At 63.0% G+C, this 15,302-nt stretch carries 12 protein-coding genes; 2 read left to right on the forward strand and 10 right to left on the reverse strand.

The annotated features are described in order from the left end of the window. Positions 1–56 precede the first annotated feature (56 nt). The 7 genes from LG31_RS0116720 to LG31_RS0116750 all read right to left on the reverse strand — a co-directional run bounded on the left by LG31_RS0116720 (position 57) and on the right by LG31_RS0116750 (position 10,094). A complete protein-coding gene (locus LG31_RS0116720) occupies positions 57–2,804 on the reverse strand; it encodes a collagenase (RefSeq protein ID WP_033115568.1) in 2,748 nt (915 codons plus the stop codon). A gap of 260 nt (positions 2,805–3,064) precedes the next feature. Beyond that, positions 3,065–4,465, reverse strand: coding sequence for an AMP-binding protein (locus tag LG31_RS0116725; RefSeq protein WP_033115569.1), 1,401 nt, complete (start codon positions 4,463–4,465; stop codon positions 3,065–3,067). Continuing rightward, entirely contained in the window at positions 4,458–5,387 is a 930-nt protein-coding gene (gene menC, locus LG31_RS0116730; RefSeq protein WP_033115570.1) for an o-succinylbenzoate synthase, read from the reverse strand. The genes LG31_RS0116725 and menC overlap by 8 nt, the downstream gene beginning before the upstream one ends. After that, complete coding sequence (gene menB / locus LG31_RS0116735) at positions 5,387–6,247, reverse strand: 1,4-dihydroxy-2-naphthoyl-CoA synthase (RefSeq protein WP_033115571.1); 861 nt, start codon at positions 6,245–6,247, stop codon at positions 5,387–5,389. Before menB ends, menC begins: the two co-directional genes overlap by 1 nt. Then, the gene (menH, locus tag LG31_RS0116740; protein WP_033115572.1) at positions 6,240–7,034 is read right to left on the reverse strand and encodes a 2-succinyl-6-hydroxy-2,4-cyclohexadiene-1-carboxylate synthase; all 795 of its coding nucleotides are present in this window, start codon (positions 7,032–7,034) and stop codon (positions 6,240–6,242) included. The genes menB and menH overlap by 8 nt, the downstream gene beginning before the upstream one ends. Further along, complete coding sequence (gene menD / locus LG31_RS0116745; RefSeq protein WP_050513481.1) at positions 6,994–8,742, reverse strand: 2-succinyl-5-enolpyruvyl-6-hydroxy-3-cyclohexene-1-carboxylic-acid synthase; 1,749 nt, start codon at positions 8,740–8,742, stop codon at positions 6,994–6,996. The genes menH and menD overlap by 41 nt, the downstream gene beginning before the upstream one ends. Before the next feature lie 32 nt (positions 8,743–8,774). Then, positions 8,775–10,094 carry an isochorismate synthase gene (locus tag LG31_RS0116750; protein WP_033115573.1) on the reverse strand — a complete coding sequence of 440 codons (1,320 nt, stop codon included), beginning with the start codon at positions 10,092–10,094 and terminating at the stop codon, positions 8,775–8,777. A gap of 207 nt (positions 10,095–10,301) precedes the next feature. Here LG31_RS0116750 and LG31_RS0116755 point away from each other — a divergent pair, with 207 nt between their 5' ends. Further along, positions 10,302–11,207 (forward strand): 1,4-dihydroxy-2-naphthoate polyprenyltransferase, encoded by a 906-nt coding sequence (locus LG31_RS0116755; RefSeq protein ID WP_033115574.1) that lies wholly within the window; start codon positions 10,302–10,304, stop codon positions 11,205–11,207. Positions 11,208–11,280: 73 nt separating this feature from the next. On the opposite strand, the gene LG31_RS0116760 is transcribed toward LG31_RS0116755, so the two are convergent. Then, positions 11,281–12,675: a PepSY-associated TM helix domain-containing protein gene (locus tag LG31_RS0116760; RefSeq protein WP_033115575.1), complete on the reverse strand. Its 1,395-nt coding sequence runs from the start codon at positions 12,673–12,675 to the stop codon at positions 11,281–11,283. Positions 12,676–12,942: 267 nt separating this feature from the next. On the opposite strand from LG31_RS0116760, the gene LG31_RS0116765 reads away from it, so the two are divergent. Beyond that, entirely contained in the window at positions 12,943–13,359 is a 417-nt protein-coding gene (locus LG31_RS0116765; RefSeq protein ID WP_033115576.1) for a hypothetical protein, read from the forward strand. Here the strand turns inward: LG31_RS0116765 and LG31_RS0116770 are convergent. Both LG31_RS0116770 and dbpA read right to left on the reverse strand, forming a co-directional pair. After that, on the reverse strand, positions 13,352–13,642 hold the full coding sequence (locus LG31_RS0116770) for a YkgJ family cysteine cluster protein (protein ID WP_033115577.1): 291 nt from the start codon (positions 13,640–13,642) through the stop codon (positions 13,352–13,354). The two genes, LG31_RS0116765 and LG31_RS0116770, sit on opposite strands and share 8 nt — an antisense overlap. 81 nt (positions 13,643–13,723) lie before the next feature. Next, positions 13,724–15,103 carry an ATP-dependent RNA helicase DbpA gene (dbpA, locus tag LG31_RS0116775; protein ID WP_033115578.1) on the reverse strand — a complete coding sequence of 460 codons (1,380 nt, stop codon included), beginning with the start codon at positions 15,101–15,103 and terminating at the stop codon, positions 13,724–13,726. Between the last annotated feature and the right edge of the window lie 199 nt (positions 15,104–15,302).

The raw sequence follows: 15,302 nt of genomic DNA on the forward strand, positions 1-15,302 counted from the left end.
ATCACGGATATAAAGAGGGGCTGCGCTGGCAGCCCCTCGACGTTTTCAGGCCCGGCTCAGTGAGCCGAGTCATTGGCCTTGCAGGCTTCCGACTCCTTGTTGGCTTGCCACCAGGGCAGCAGATCCCGGCTCAGCCACTCCTGATAGGCTGCGCTGTCATTGGCGATCAGCTTGTCGAGCTCCGCCTCGAAGTCGCTCAGCGCCTGCTGCCGATCCGGATTGCGCAGTGCCTGCGTCATCGCCAGCCAGCTGGCATTGCGACCGGTATCGTTGAGGAAGCGGTGCACCGTATAGGACCAGGAGTAGACCATCTCGCCCCCCTGGTCGTAATCAAGGTGCAGGATGGATGCCAGAGTCGGCCGCTGGTTGGCGGGGCGGTTGCTCACATTGTCCAGACCTCTGGCAAAGCACTGGCCATGGGCGATGTACTCCGCCACCCCCTCGGCCCACCAGGTGGTGCGATTGAGGGGATAGTGGCCAAAGCTGCCGTACTGGTTGAAGCGGCCGTCGAGATAGTGGACGTACTCGTGGCGCAGGTTCCACACCTGGAAGGCAGGGCGTTTCCACTCGGCCTCATAGGCAAAGAAGCGGGCCTGATTGCCGGGGCGAGCCGGATCTCCCTCGATGTAGATGCCGCCATTGTCGGTGGAGACGCCAAAGAGGGCGCCGCCGTACCGGCTCCAGTCGGCGGAGGAGTTGAAGATCACCAGCTCCAGTGCCTCGTTGTGATCATCCGCTACCGGTTGTTCGCCGGTTTCCATCAGCTGGTGGAAATGCTGCTCTTCCTCACCCAGCTCGCGACAGATCCCTTCGGCCTGAGCCTGGGTAAGATCCTGGGCGCGCAAGCGCAGGGTCGGTGAACAGGTGTGCTCGAAGGGCAGGATATCCTCCATGCGGATTGGGGTGCAGAGCCCGGCAAACTCGCCGCTGACACAGGCTTCGCTGGTGCGATCCGTGTAGGTGAGGTAGTAGCTGGAGAGGGTGAGGGAGACCTCTTCCAGCAGGGCCGCGGGCTGGTTGCCTCCCGGAACCAGGCCGTGCTGGCGCATGATGGCGATGACATCGCGGTCGAGTTGCTGGCGATAGTTGTTTGCCTCGTCCGGTCTGGTGTAGCGCATCATCTGATAGAGGCGGCTGTGGGCATCGAGGATGTTGTTGAAGATAAATAGATCCCGTGAACCGTCACGCTGCTTCCAGAGTGCCAGCTCGCTCATGCCGAGCAGGCGCAGGTTCTGGCGGATAGCGGTTTCCTGCGCCAGCAAGGTGGCGGTGAAGTCCGCCTGCTGGCCATAGGATGCGCTCTGATCGACCAGATTGAGCAGTTCGAACAGCCCGTCAGCCCAGGGTTTGTGGCCATTGATCTGTGCCGCATGTTGCACGGCATAGGCAAGCGCCTGATTGAGCTGGGCCAGCATGGGCGCTGCGCTTTGCCGGAAGGCTTCCTGTCCCAGCTGCCCCTGAGCGGCCACGCTCCACGCTTCCAGCACGGTTCCCGCTTGATCCTGCGGTTCCGCCCCAAGCAGCAAGGGGTGGTTGAGCAGGTCAATCATGACGCTCGCCAGTGCGCGGGCAACCAGATCGCTCTCCTGCTTGATGCCGCCGTGATAGTTGTGGGCGCGCACATAGTAGAGCAGTTTGTCCATCGCCGGATGGGTCGGCTGATTGGCCGCTAGCAGGGCACGCATGCCGCGCACCACCGCCATCAGCTTGGCATCGTCGTGACCATAGTCCGGCTGCCACGCGGGGCTGTTCTGCCCGCTCACATCGGCCACCAGCTTGGCGGCGTCGGCATCGAGCAGATCCGTATCGGGTTGCTCGGGCTCCGAGCAGGTGCGGCCGTTGGCGCGGCGGCACTCCAGCTGCTCCTCCTTGCTATCAAGGATGATGGGGCGATTGAGTACCCGGCTCTCCTGCCACTCGTCGGTTTCCGGCAGCGGCTGCCACTCGGCCCCGGCGATCGAGTATTGGTAACCACTGTCCTTGAGGGTTACGGCAACGTTGCTGCCGGCCGGGATGACCTGACGGCAGATGCGATAGCGGATGGTGTTGGTCCCCTCCTTGCGCTCCTGCGGTTCGTCGCACTCCTGCTGTGGCGTGAGCTGATCGAGTTGCCACTGATAACGGCGCCAGACGTGGATCTCGCTCACCTGAGCGGCCGCCTGAGAGCCGCTGTTCGGTTGCAGGCGGAAGAAGATCTGCTCCAGCCGACCATCCCGTTCGCTGGGGCTCTCTTCCAGCACATGCAGCTGTTGCCAATCCTGTGGCTGGTAGTGCCACTCCGGCTCGGCGCAGCGCCCCTGTGCGTTGAGCTCGCAGCGGTCAAGTTCGCGCTCGCTCTGCCCCAGGATCACTGCTGAGGGGAGTGGCAGACGATCCTGGCGGGGGGCGGTCGGCGTCCCGGCCAGCTGCTCCCAGCGGCCCTGTTTCATGCCATAGCCGAAGTCATAACTGCTGGCGGGGATCCGCTTGCCGGCCGGAACCCGATCTTCGCAGCGGACGAAGCGGATCTGCCAGCCGGATTCCACCCTGAGCTGGGGCTCGCCACACTGCTGCTCGGCGAGGGCCGCGAGGTCGCTTCCCTGCCAGTCAAAGCGGCGATAGACCCTGAGCTGCTGATAGGGAGCGCTGGTGCTGCGAGCCTTGAGCTCGTAGGTGATCTCGGTGATGCGCGCGGCGAGTTGCCGGCTCGACTCCCCGGTCAGCTGATACTGCTGCCAGTCGCTGGGGGAGTAGTTGGCCTGTGTTGAGGAGGCAAAAAGCAGAGGTGCTGCCAATAGCAGCCACCCGGAACCTGAACGATTCATTTTTATCCCTTGTTATTGTCTGCGTTGTAACCGACAGGCAATTTATAGGGATTCAAAAGAACATCAATATTGATTTAAAAAAGATAAAAATCAATAAGATGTGATTTATTTTCAGGGTGGGTGGTATGAGGGCGCTTCAGCAGTAGTAAAGGCTCACATGAGACATTTTCATGTATGGGATGAAATCACGAAAACGGGAGCAACATCACATCCGGTCACCGCTGTTACTCCTGTCGGTTGGGTCAACCACCGCTCTTCGGTTATTCAATGGCCCACTGTTGAAACAGTTTGCGCTGGGGTTTGAGACCGCCAGCTTGTACGGGCCAGGGGAGCCAGCGGTCGGGCACCATAAAGCCGGGCAGGGTGGCGCGGATCCAGGTTGCCAGCTCGGGGTAGGGGACCGGCTCACCATGCCAGTCGATAAAGGCGGCGGGGCGCTGGCCCCACTCGTCGCTTGGCACCGGCACTACCAGTGCCTGGGCGACGGCCGGGTGATCCACCAGACGCTGTTCGATGGTCTCGGGCTGGATGTTTTCTCCCCCCGAGATGAAGAGGTTGTCGAGTCGCCCCTCTACCACCAGTTCGCCGCTCTCGGTGACGTGCCCCTTGTCGCGGGTATGAAACCAGCCATCGCCATCAAGCGGCAGATCGAGAGTTCCATCGCGGTAGTAACCGACAAACAGGGTTGCGCCGCGCACGCAGATCTCCTGCTCCCTGATGCACACCTCCCGTCCCGGCAGCGGGTGCCCGACCACACCGGCATTGCCGGGGATGGTGGTGCAAACCTGACTGCCCATCTCGGAGAGGCCATAACTCACCTTGGGTTCGAGCCCCATGGCGCAGAGACGGCTCACCAGCGGCTGCGGGATGGCAGCACCGCCGAGCAGCAGCTCGCGCAGGCGAGTGCGGGCGGGGTCAAAGCCCTCTGCCAGCAGGCGCCAGAGCTGGGTCGGCACCAGCGAGAGGTGAGTTATGGGTTGCTGTTCAAGCCGCGCCTTGAGCGGCTGACTGCGATCGTCCAGCACCAGAGTGGCGCCCGCCAGAAAGACCCGAAACAGGATGGCGTAACCGCCGACATGGAACAGCGGCAGCGAGAGCAGCCAGCCACACGCCTGATCGAGGGGGATAAGGGCGGTTGAACCACGAGCCGAAGCCAGATGGTTGGCCAGCCGGTGTACCACAGCCTTCGGCGTACCGCTGGAGCCCGAGGTGAGGATCATGTTGTTGAGCCGGGCTGGCTCCAGCATGCAGTCGCTTTCGTCTGCTGCCTGCTCATGGACGAAGTCGAGGCGCAAGGACTGCCAGCTGCCCGCCGGGATCTCGCCAGCCGACCAGAAGGCAGTGGCATCGAGCAGGGTTGCCAGCTCGGCCTGCCGCGCCGGCGGAAAGGCGGGATTGAGTGGACAGAAGATGATGCCGCTGCGCACGCAGGCCCACGCCAGCAGCACATCCTGCTGAGCGCCGCGCACTACCGCTGCCAGATGATCGCCACGGCGCACTCCGGCCTGTTCCAGCTGTTGGCACAGGCTGTTGAGGCGGGAATCGAGCTGGCGATAACTGAGGGGCGAGGCGGCGTGGATGGCAATGCGGTTCGGGGCTGTGATTGCCCGGTGGCGTACCGGGCAAGGTGTCTGTTCGGGTGAACGGGAGGGGTCAATCACGGTAATACAGTTGCTCCAGTCGGCTCAGATCCGGTTTGCCATCTTCCCCCAGCAGATCCCCCGCCATCCAGCGGCGGGTATCGAGACCGGGAGCCTGCTCCGGCGCCCACTCACCTGCCAGACGGGATAGCTGATTCAGCCCGAGACCCGACTCGAAGCAGGAGGAGATGATCACCTTGAGCCGCAGCTCGCGGGCGCGGTTGACCAGCGCTTCGATGTTGGCGAGCGAGCCGAGCAGGGTGGGTTTGAGCACCAGCGCCTTCAGCTGCGGGATGGGCTCCCACGGCTTGTCCTGCGCCAAGAGTTCGTCCAGCGCCACCGGCATGCCGGTGCGGTTGGCAACGAAGGCGATATCGGCGAAGTCGGCGCAAGGGTCTTCCAGATACTCGATGCGGTTCGGGTCGAGATGGCCGCAGAAGGTCCATGCCTCCTCGCGGGTCCAGCCCTGGTTGGCATCCAGTACCAGTTTGAGAGAGGGCACCCGATCGCACAGCAGGCGGATCAGCGCCAGCTCGTCACGCATCGGATAGCGGGCCACCTTCAGCTTGGCCTTGCTGGGCGTGCTGTGGAGCCACTCTTTCCAGTTTTTCAGCAGCTCTTGCGGCGAGCCCTGAATAAGAGGGTAAGGCGCGGGCAGCGGGTTGCTCTGCTCCGGCCATTTGCGGCGTGCGCAGTCGAGGCCAAATTGCACCGACGGCAGCACGGGATTCGGGGTATCTCCGGCGGCCAGGGCCGCCAGAGCAGCGAGCGCTTCCTGCTCCGCCTGTTGCAGGCTCTCTTGCGAGAAGCCGGGCAGGGGGGCAATTTCCCCCCAGCCGTCGTTGATGCGCACCAACAGCCCCTCTCGCGCCACCTCCACCTTGCCGTGAAAGGTCAGTGGCTGGGTAAAAGGCAGTTGATAGCGATAAAGGGCTAGTGTCATCAGGGGTTCCGCTTGTATTTGGAGAAGTCGGGACGGCGTTTTTCGTTGAACGCGTTGCGCCCTTCCTGACCCTCTTCTGTCATGTAAAACAGCATGGTGGCATTGCCAGCCAGCTCCTGCAACCCTGCCTGACCGTCACAATCGGCGTTGAGGGCCGCCTTCAGGCAGCGCAGCGCCATCGGGCTGTTTTGCAGCATCTCGCGGCACCAGCGCACGGTTTCGCGCTCCAGATCCGCCAGCGGCACGACGGTGTTGACCAGACCCATGTCGAGGGCTTGCTGGGCATCGTACATGCGGCAGAGGAACCAGATCTCGCGGGCTTTCTTCTGGCCGACGATGCGGGCCATGTAGGAGGCGCCCCAACCGCCGTCGAAGGAACCTACTTTCGGGCCGGTCTGGCCAAACTGGGCGTTGTCGGCGGCGATGGTCAGGTCACACATCATGTGCAGCACGTGGCCGCCACCGACCGCATAGCCGGCCACCATGGCCACCACCGGTTTCGGGCAGGTGCGGATGTCGCGCTGGAAGTCGAGCACGTTGAGGTGATGAGTCCCCTCGTCATCGCGATAGCCACCGTAGTCGCCACGGATCTTCTGGTCGCCGCCGGCGCAGAAGGCCTTCTCGCCGAAACCGGTCAGGATGATGGTACCGACCTGATCGTCATAACGGGCATCGGCCAGCGCCTGCAGCATCTCTTTGACGGTGCGGGGACGGAAGGCGTTGCGCACCTGGGGGCGGTTGATAGTGATCTTGGCAATGCCATCGCCGGACTTGTGATAGAGGATGTCCTCGTAACCGGCGGAGCAATCACGCCACTCGACAGGTGCGTAGAGTTCCGCTTCAGTCATTGCTTCAATCATGACTCTTCTCTTCTTGTTGTTGGTTGACCCACTCCGCAAGGAGTCGGGCAAAAGCCTCGGGCTGGTGGGCATGCAGGTTGTGGCCGCCATCCAGCTCCAAGTGGTTGATTTTGCGATGCTGACTCGCCATGAGGCAAGCCAGCTGATGGAATTTGTGATCCCGCTTGCCGCTCACATAAGTGACTGGCAACTCGCCTTGCGCCAGCCAGGAAGCGAGATCCGGCTGCTTGCCAAGGGAGGTGGCGCGCAGCATGGCGGCCACGGCCTTGCCGTTGTTGCCAAGGCGGCGAGCGATCTGGCGAGCACGGGTTGCCTCATCGAGATCGGCAAAAACGCCCTGCCGATACCAGTCTGCCAGCACGTCAGCCAAGGGCTCGCGCTCGAAGCGCTCTGCCCAACTCTCATCGTGGGTGATGCGGGCGGCCCGCTCACCGGCTGGCAGTCCCGGGTGGCAGTTCTCCAGCAGCAGTCCCAACAGCCCCGCCGGCTCACGGCTGGCGTGGTAGAGGGCCAGTCGCCCGCCCAGCGAGTAGCCGACCAGCAGGTAGCGCTCGATACCGCGACTGGCGAGCTCGCGGCACAGCCACTGGTGACTTTGCTCGAAGTCGTTGACCCGCAGCTCGTGATGCAGGCCGTGACCCGGCAGGTCGAGGGCAATGCAGTGGTGGCCGGGCAGGCGGTCGATGACCGGTTGCCAGTCGCTGCTATCGCCGAGCAGACCGTGCAGCAGAACCAGCGGTGTGTCGTTACAGCTCACGGATGGTCGCTCCCAGCGCCTTGAGATCATCGGCCACCTGCTCGCTCGGTACCCTGATCTCGATCAGGGTAACGCCACCCTTGAGGGCTAAACCGTACTCCTGCTCGAACTCGGCCAGGGTCGTCGGCGCGCGGTAGGCGAGGCCAAACATGGCGGCGGCATGGTCAAACCCGAGGCCGTGGGGCAGCCGGTAGTAGCTCTCCAGCAGCTCCCCTTCAGTGGGCACCGGCAACATGCGAAAGATGCTGCCGCCATCGTTGTTGAGCAGGATCACCACCAGCGGCTGGCTTGCCTTGCTGAGCAGGGCAAGGCTGTTGAGATCGTGCAGGGCGCTCAGATCGCCGATCAGCAGGGTGGTGGGCTGGTTGCTGCTTTGCGCGAATCCGTAAGCGGTGGCGATGAGGCCGTCGATGCCGGAGGCGCCGCGGTTGGTCATCACCCGGCTCGGCCCCTTGCCCGTTTCGCCGAGCATGTCCATCAACCGGGCCGGCATGCTGTTGCCGACAAAGAGCTGCCCCTCGATAAGGTTATTGATGCGATGGCAGATCCCGAGCTCGGAGAAACGATCGCAGGCGGCGGCTATCGCCTGACCGACTGGTTGCAGCAGCGCGTGCAGCCGATGCCAGGGAGCCTCGCTGGACGTGATCGGATGGGCAGAGGCAAAGGCGCCAGCACTGCAGAGCAGGCGGTTGCGCAGCCGGTAGTCGGGGTCGAGCCGCGCCGGCTGCGGATCCACCAGCCAGTAGTCGTGCCACGCCTGCTGCTTGATGAACTGGCCAAGCCGCTTGGAGACCAGTCGGGCGCCAAATTGCAGCAGCACTTCGGCGCGGCCCAGCTCGGCGGCCACTGCACCATTGTTGAGGGCGAGATCCAGTTCGATCAGATTGCGGCGATCGAAGCGTAGCTGGCTCTGGATATCGGCCAGCAGCGGCCAGCCAAGTCGCTCCGCCAGTTCGGCGGCAGCCTCTGCTTGCTGCGGGTCGGTAATGCGACCGGCAACAATGATGCCGCGTTTTTGCCGAAAGCTTTCCCACTCCGCCTGAAGGGGGCAGGTCGGTTCGCTCTGCTGCCACGGGCTCCAGGGCTTGTGCGAGCTGAGCCAGTTGCCGAGGGGGGCCAGATAGTCGGAGAAATCCTGATAGTGCTCGCCCGGGTAGAGAGGCTCGGGGTACATGCAGTTGAAGTGCACCACCCCGGGGGTGAGTGCCTGTCTGGCCAGCGCCTGATCCACCGAGCTCAGCACAAACGCCGCTGGAATGGTCGGGGTGGGGCTCGGCAGGTTCTGCTGATAGATGGGGTAGCGGCCGAAGATCCCCTGCTGGTCGATCGCCTGATTGGCGCCGTTGTCGATAAGCTCGTGGGGGCGATCGGCGGAGAGAATGATGAGCGGTACGCCGGTGAGCTGGGCTTCGGCTACCGCGGGCCAGAGGTTGGCAACCGCGGTGCCCGAGGTCATGATCACCGCCACCGGACGATTGCTTCCCTTGGCCAGCCCGAGCGCCATAAAGCCGAGGCCGCGTTCGTCAAAGTGCAGGTGGCGGCGAAAGCCCTGATGTGCCGCAGCCGCCATGGTCAGCGGCGCGGAGCGGGAGCCGGGAGCCAGCACCAGATCGCGCACGCCGAGGCGAAAGAGCTCCTCCAGCAAAAGGGAGGACCAGACGTGGTTGAAGGTGGCGTGCTGATTTGAAAACGGGCGGCAGGCAAACACTTCGCTGGCTGGCTCTTTACGGGTGGGCATAGGGGCTCTCGTGGCGTGAAAAGGGTAAATGACTATCCCAGCAGGGAGAGCACATTGGCGATCTTGTTGTCGAGCTCGGCCCATTCGGCGGCAGGCTCGGAACCGGCGACGATACCGGCACCGGCAAACAGGGTGACGCTGCCGGGCTGGATGCGGGCGCTGCGGATGGCGACCGAAAACTCCGAGGTTTCCCGGCTCAGCATGCCGCAGGCGCCGGCATACCAGCCGCGCTCGTAGGGCTCGAACTCGCGGATAAAGGCGAGCGCCGCCTCGCGGGGGGCACCGCCCACCGCGGGAGTCGGGTGGAGGGCGTCGAGCAGCTGCCAGTCACAGACGCCGGGCTTGAGCTCGGCCTCGATATCGCACTTGAGGTGCTGCAGCAGGCGTAATTTAAGGATGCGCGGCTCGGTCAGGGTGGCATCGTGGGCCAGCGGGGCCAGCCGGCTCAGGATGTCGGCGTGAACCAGCCGGTTCTCCAGCCGGTTTTTGCTGTCGGTGAGCAGCTCGGTGGCCAACGCTTCATCGGTCGCCTCGTCGCCGGAGCGACGAATGGTGCCCGCCAGCGCCTCGGTAAAGAGGTGACGCTCCTCGCGGCGGTAGAGCCGCTCGGGGGAGCAGGCGATAAAGGCTTGCTCGGGGGAGAATTGAAAACCGAAGTGGAAGCAATCCTGTGCGTGGTTGGCCCACTGATCCAGCATGGCCCAGGGATTGATCTGGCCGGCGTCGTGCTGGCTGGTCAGCACGCTTTCGCGCGATAGCACCACCTTGGGGGTGCTGGCCTGAAAGTCGGGGGCGGTGACTCGCTCCACCAGTGTCTGCCAGTGCTCGGGGCCGGGGCAGTCGTGACGATGCCAGCGCTGTTTTTGCAGCGGGGGCAGCGGTGCTTCCGGTTGCAGCGCGTCGAGGGCGGTTTCGGCCGCGTGCAGCTCCTGCTCCAGATTGTCGCCGGTCAGCCAGAGGTTGAGGCAGAGGCTGACGCACTCGCCGCGGCGCACCAGCTCGATGCGGGGCAGCACGAAACGGCAGGCGCCAAAGCCCTGCCAGCCCGGCTGGGTCGGGTCGAACGCCAGACCGCCATAGTAGCGGGGGCTGTCATCATGGGGCTCTGCCGTGTTGCTGCATACCTGACGGATATCTTCCGGCGCAGTCAGCTCCTGAATGGCGCCCAGCGCGACATATTCGGGGCTGCTCTGGCCACGAGCGTGCCAATAGATACGCGGATAGAGGGTTTGCGCCGCGAGCCAGCCCAGAAAAGAGCGGATCTCGAACGTCACACGCAGCCGCACGAAGCCGCTGGCCTTGCTGTGACGCAGGGCGTCCAGTTGTTGCTTGATATGGGTCTGAGCCAACATGGATTCTTGTCTGAGCCGGATAGTAACGGCTGATCCCGCAGCGGGATGCCGTAGGTTTATGCCAAAGGCGATGATTTCCTATATATTATCTGCCCATTCGTCCATGTAAATCGCCCGAGGGTGCTGCACTCTCAGGGGCCAAGTATACCCAAATCCGGTTCGATAACCCTTAATCCGATCAATATCCGATAGTTTGGCCATCACAATATGACAAATAACGTATCTGTTTGGTTGCTGGCGGCGCGTTTGCGCACCTTGCCGCTCGCCTGCTCCTCCATCCTGCTGGGCTCCGGGCTGGCTGCCAGCCGCGGTGCCTTCGATGGCACCATCATGGCGCTCTCCCTGTTGACCGCCATCCTGCTGCAGATCCTCTCCAATCTGGCCAACGACTATGGCGATGCGGTTTCCGGTGCCGACAACGGTGAGCGGATCGGGCCACAACGGGCGGTCGTTTCCGGCCTGATTACCCGCAAGCAGATGTGTGTGGCGATGGCGTTGACCGCGCTGGCGGCGGTGGCCAGCGGCCTGCTGCTGCTCGGCTGCGCCTTTGGTGGCCAGTGGTTACAGATCCTCACCTTCGTGGTGCTGGGCGGAGCGGCCATCGTCGCGGCGGTGACCTACACGGTTGGCAAGACGCCTTATGGCTACCGCGGTTTTGGCGACATCTCGGTGTTCCTCTTCTTTGGCCTGCTCGGGGTACTCGGCTCCTACTACCTCTTTACCAAGACACTGGAGCTGGATCTGCTGCTCCCTGCGACAGCCTGTGGCCTGCTGGCGACCGCGGTGCTCAACATCAACAATGTGCGCGATATCGAGACCGATGCCGCCAGCGGCAAGATCACTCTGGCGGTACGCCTTGGCCGCAATCGTGCCATCGCCTATCACTGGGTTCTGCTGGGGGCGGCGCTGCTGGCGACCATCGCCTTTATCCTGACCTTGCCCGCCAGCTTCTGGCCGTGGATCTTCCTGCCCGCCATGAAGCCGCTCACCGATGCCGCCAAAACCCTGCGCGAGAGCTTCGATGGCGAGGTGCTGACCGGTGCGCTCAAGAAGACCGCCATCAGCGCATTTCTGTTCAGCCTGCTGCTCTCCATCGGGTTGGCGCTCTCCTGACGTATTGGATGGAACGGCGATAAATGAAAAGGGCTCCCGAACGGGAGCCCTTTTTGATCGTTATCGACGCAGTTCAGCTGGCCTTGGCCAGCGCCGGAGTCCGGCGGGAGAAGAGCAGGGTATCCAGCAGCCAGATGGCGATCAGCGAGCCGCCCACCAGCGGGAAGGCAATGCCCAGCAGGATCAGCAGAGCGATGGCGCCACGCATCGGCAGGAGTTTGGCGGGCAGCGGCGGTGCGGCGAGACGGCCCTGCGGGCGGCGGCACCACCAGATCCAGAGGCCGCTCACGGCACTGGCCAGCACCATCAGGCAGATGAGCAGCATGGCGAGCTGGTGGGGCCAGCCGTAGAGCTTGCCCATGTGCAGCATGACGCCACTCTCCACCGTCTTGGCGACCGGGCCGTAATCCTGCCAGCGCACATCGGCCAGCACCTTGCCACTGTATTGATCGATATGCAGGGTGGCGTCGTTGTGCGGATCATCGGCAAAGATCGCGATGGTATAGACACCGGTGGTGCCGACCGGCGGGGTGATGCTGTACCCCGGACTCACCTTCCGGGCACTGGCGATATCCACCACTTGTTGCAGCGGGATCCGCTGGCTGGCGATCACCATTCCCTCGTGCTCGCCGTGGTTCATGGCGCCGTGATCGTGTCCCTCATCAACCGGCTGCGAACTGGGCATGGGGGTGTTCTCCACCGCCCAGGGGACGGTCTGCTCATGGGCCTGATTCAGGCTGCGGGCCAGCGGTGCCGATTTGGGTACCTCGTTCCACATGGCGGCCGGGAAGCGGTTCCAGACCGCGGCAAACTGGTCGCCCCAGAAGCCGGTCCAGGTCATGCCGCTCAAGAGCAGCAGCAGCAGGAAACCTGCGCCCCAGAAGCCGACTACGGCGTGCAGATCGCGCCACCAGAGGCGGCCGCGCTGGCTGACTCTGGGCCAGAGAATCCCGCCCACGCCGGGCCCCTTGCGCGGCCACCAGAGATAGAGGCCGCTCAGCAGCAACACTATGCCCCAGCCGGCAGCCAGTTCGATCAGCCGATCTCCGGTGGTACCGAGCAGCAGCTCGGCGTGTAGCGCTCGGGCGACCGCTTGCAGATTCCACTTGTTATCCATGGTGCCGAGCAGGGCGCCGCTGGCGGGATCGAGAAACAGGGTCAGTTCGCGCTCCCCCTGATTGACGATGAACTGGGCGCTGGCATCCGGGCTGGCGGGCGGCAGGTATTTACGCAGGCTGGCGTCCGGCATGGCGATCATCGCCTTGGCCAGCAGCTGGTCGGCACTCAGGGTTTGACTGACAGGGGCAACCTTCATTAACTCGGGATACATCAGGTTGTCGAGCTGGGGTTTGAACAGATAGACGATCCCGGTCAGTGACAGCAGGATCAGAAAGGGGGCGACAAAGAGCCCTGCATAGAAGTGCCAGCGCCAGATCCGCTGGTAATGGTTAGAATCCCTGCTTTTCATTGCCCGTCCTTGTTGAGTGATCAAACATTTCTGTAGGTGGAAGGTTTGTGGTGGCGCGGATAATAGCAGCAACGTTTTGTTAACTGCAATCACACATTCTGGCTATTCGTCTGACCATTCGAGACGGTGCTGCTGGCGCGATATTCGCGACAGAACATGGCCTGCAAGGGCTGGACGGTGGCGGGATTTATCTGGACTTTCCCATATAAATTATTACGTTATGGTAACAATCAGATTTCGGATGCCAATAAAAAGAGGGACGCAAGGATGCAGCCGCACGGTCAGTTCGAGATGGAGCGCAGGGGACAGATGATGATCTGCCGGCCGAGCGGCCCCTTCAATCTGGCGGGGGCAGCCGGCTATGAAGCGCACTTTGCCCGTGAGCTGACCGGGGTGGCGGCGCATCCCTGGGGAATCGTCGAGGTAGAGACCGAGTTTGAAGCTGCCGGGCCCGAGGTGCTGGTCCGTTTTCGCCGCCAGTTTGGCTGGTGCGCCGAGAACGGCTGTCTCTTTCTGGCGGTTGTGTTGTCGGGGGAATTCAAGCGCTATCTGGCCGATCAAATCTTCAAAGGCTTGCCGTTTCGGGCGGTGAGCTATTTCGAGCAGGAGGGGGCCGCCATCCGCTGGCTGGAGCAGGAGTTATCGCTCTGCGAAGTGAACAGCCGAGTCACTCACGTCAACTGAGGTTGATAAACCACTTGTCCCGCTCGTCGATGCAGTCGGGCTCCCCCATCTCGAAATCGCGGCAGATCAGCGGCCGAACTTCATAGATGCGGCACATCATGGTGTTGCGGTCGAGCGCCGCGCACCAGCCATCTTCCAGTCGGTGCATGACCGGCACCTCGCCTTCCCGCTCTTCGATATAGCGATCCGGCACGCCGGTATCGGTAATGATCATCACTTCGAGACGGCAGCAGCAGGCTTCGCAATTCTGGCAGCTGACGACTGGCTGGGTTGTCCGGGGCATGTTGTCTCTCTGGCCGGATAGCGGCGTTGATGGATATGAAACAGGCGCCGTGACGGCGCCTGTGTCCGGGCAGGATGAACCTTAGCCCAGTTTGCGGGCGCGGTAGCTGCGGCCCTTGATTTTGCCTTCCTGCAGCCGCTTGAGAGCTGCCTTGGCCACGCTCTGTTTGACTGCGACGTAGGAGTACTGCTCGGAGATCTGGATCTTGCCGACGTCGGCACCGGCAATGCCGCCTTCACCGGTCAGGGCACCCAGGATATCGCCAGCGCGCACCTTGGTCTTGCGGCCCGCATCGATGGAGAGGGTCACCATCTGCGGCGCCAGCGGTTTGATGGCACGGCCGATGGCCTCGAGATCCCCCAGCGGCATCGGTGCCTGCTGGTACTCCTCGATGACGTTTACCCGCTGCGCTTCATTCGGCTGATAGAGGCTCAGGGCCAGACCCTGCTGACCGGCGCGGCCGGTACGACCGATACGGTGTACGTGTACTTCCGGGTCATAGGTGAGCTCGTAGTTGATGACGGCGCCCAGCTCCTTGATGTCGAGACCGCGGGCCGCCACGTCGGTGGCGACCAGAATGGTGGCGCTGCCGTTGGCAAAACGCACCAGCACCTGATCCCGCTCGCGCTGCTCCAGATCGCCGTTCAGCGCCAGTGCCGAGAAGCCCTTGGCTGCCAGATGGTCGGCGACATCGTTGCAGGCCCGCTTGGTGTTGCAGAACACCACGCAGGAGCCTGGCTGATAGTGGCTCAGCAGCCAGGTGAGCGCGTCGAGCCGCTGACCGGCCGGTACTTCATAGAGCTTCTGTTCGATGGCGCTCTCTTCATGGAGCGCCTCTACGCTGACCTCGACCGGATTGCGCTGCACGCCGCGGCTCATCTGGGCGATCCCTTCGGGATAGGTGGCGGAGAAGAGCAGGGTCTGACGATCCCGCGGGGCATGGCTGATGACCCGGTTGATATCTTCGCCAAAGCCCATGTCCAGCATGCGATCCGCTTCATCCAGCACCAGCGTCTTGAGGCTGTCCAGCTCCAGAGTGCCCTGCTCCAGATGCTTGAGAATGCGGCCCGGGGTGCCGACGGCGATGTGGGCGCCAAAGCTCAGGGTGGCGGATTGCGGTGCGGTCGGGGTGCCGCCGCACAGGGTCACCAGTTTGACGTTGGGCAGGGTGCGGGCGAGACGACGGATCTCGGTCGCCACCTGATCCGCCAGTTCGCGAGTCGGGCAGAGTACCAGCGCCTGTACCTCGAGCCGGTTGACGTCGAGGCTGGAGAGCAGGCCGAGGCCGAAGGCTGCGGTCTTGCCGCTGCCGGTTTTTGCCTTGGCGATCAAGTCTTTGCCGTCGAGTACCAGAGGCAGGCTCTGAGCCTGGATCGGGGTCATCTGCAGATAACCCAGAGTGGTGAGGTTTTCGAGCAGGGCGGGGGAGAGGTTCAGGCTGCTAAATTCGCTGTTGTTCACAAAAAGGCTCTATTTCGGAGAAAAACGGGCAGCGCCATGGCGCCAGGGGCGCGCATCATACCAGAATCCGGCGCAGGATGTGGCGGAAATTTGAACGACTTGCCCGCATCGGGTCATTTCGGGGTCATTTGTCGCCAAAGTAACAAACACGAGAGACCGGGAATAAATAGCAGGCATTTTTTAAACGTGTTTTTAATTA

This window comes from Aeromonas lacus (genome assembly GCF_000764665.1).
GTDB lineage: Bacteria > Pseudomonadota > Gammaproteobacteria > Enterobacterales > Aeromonadaceae > Aeromonas > Aeromonas lacus.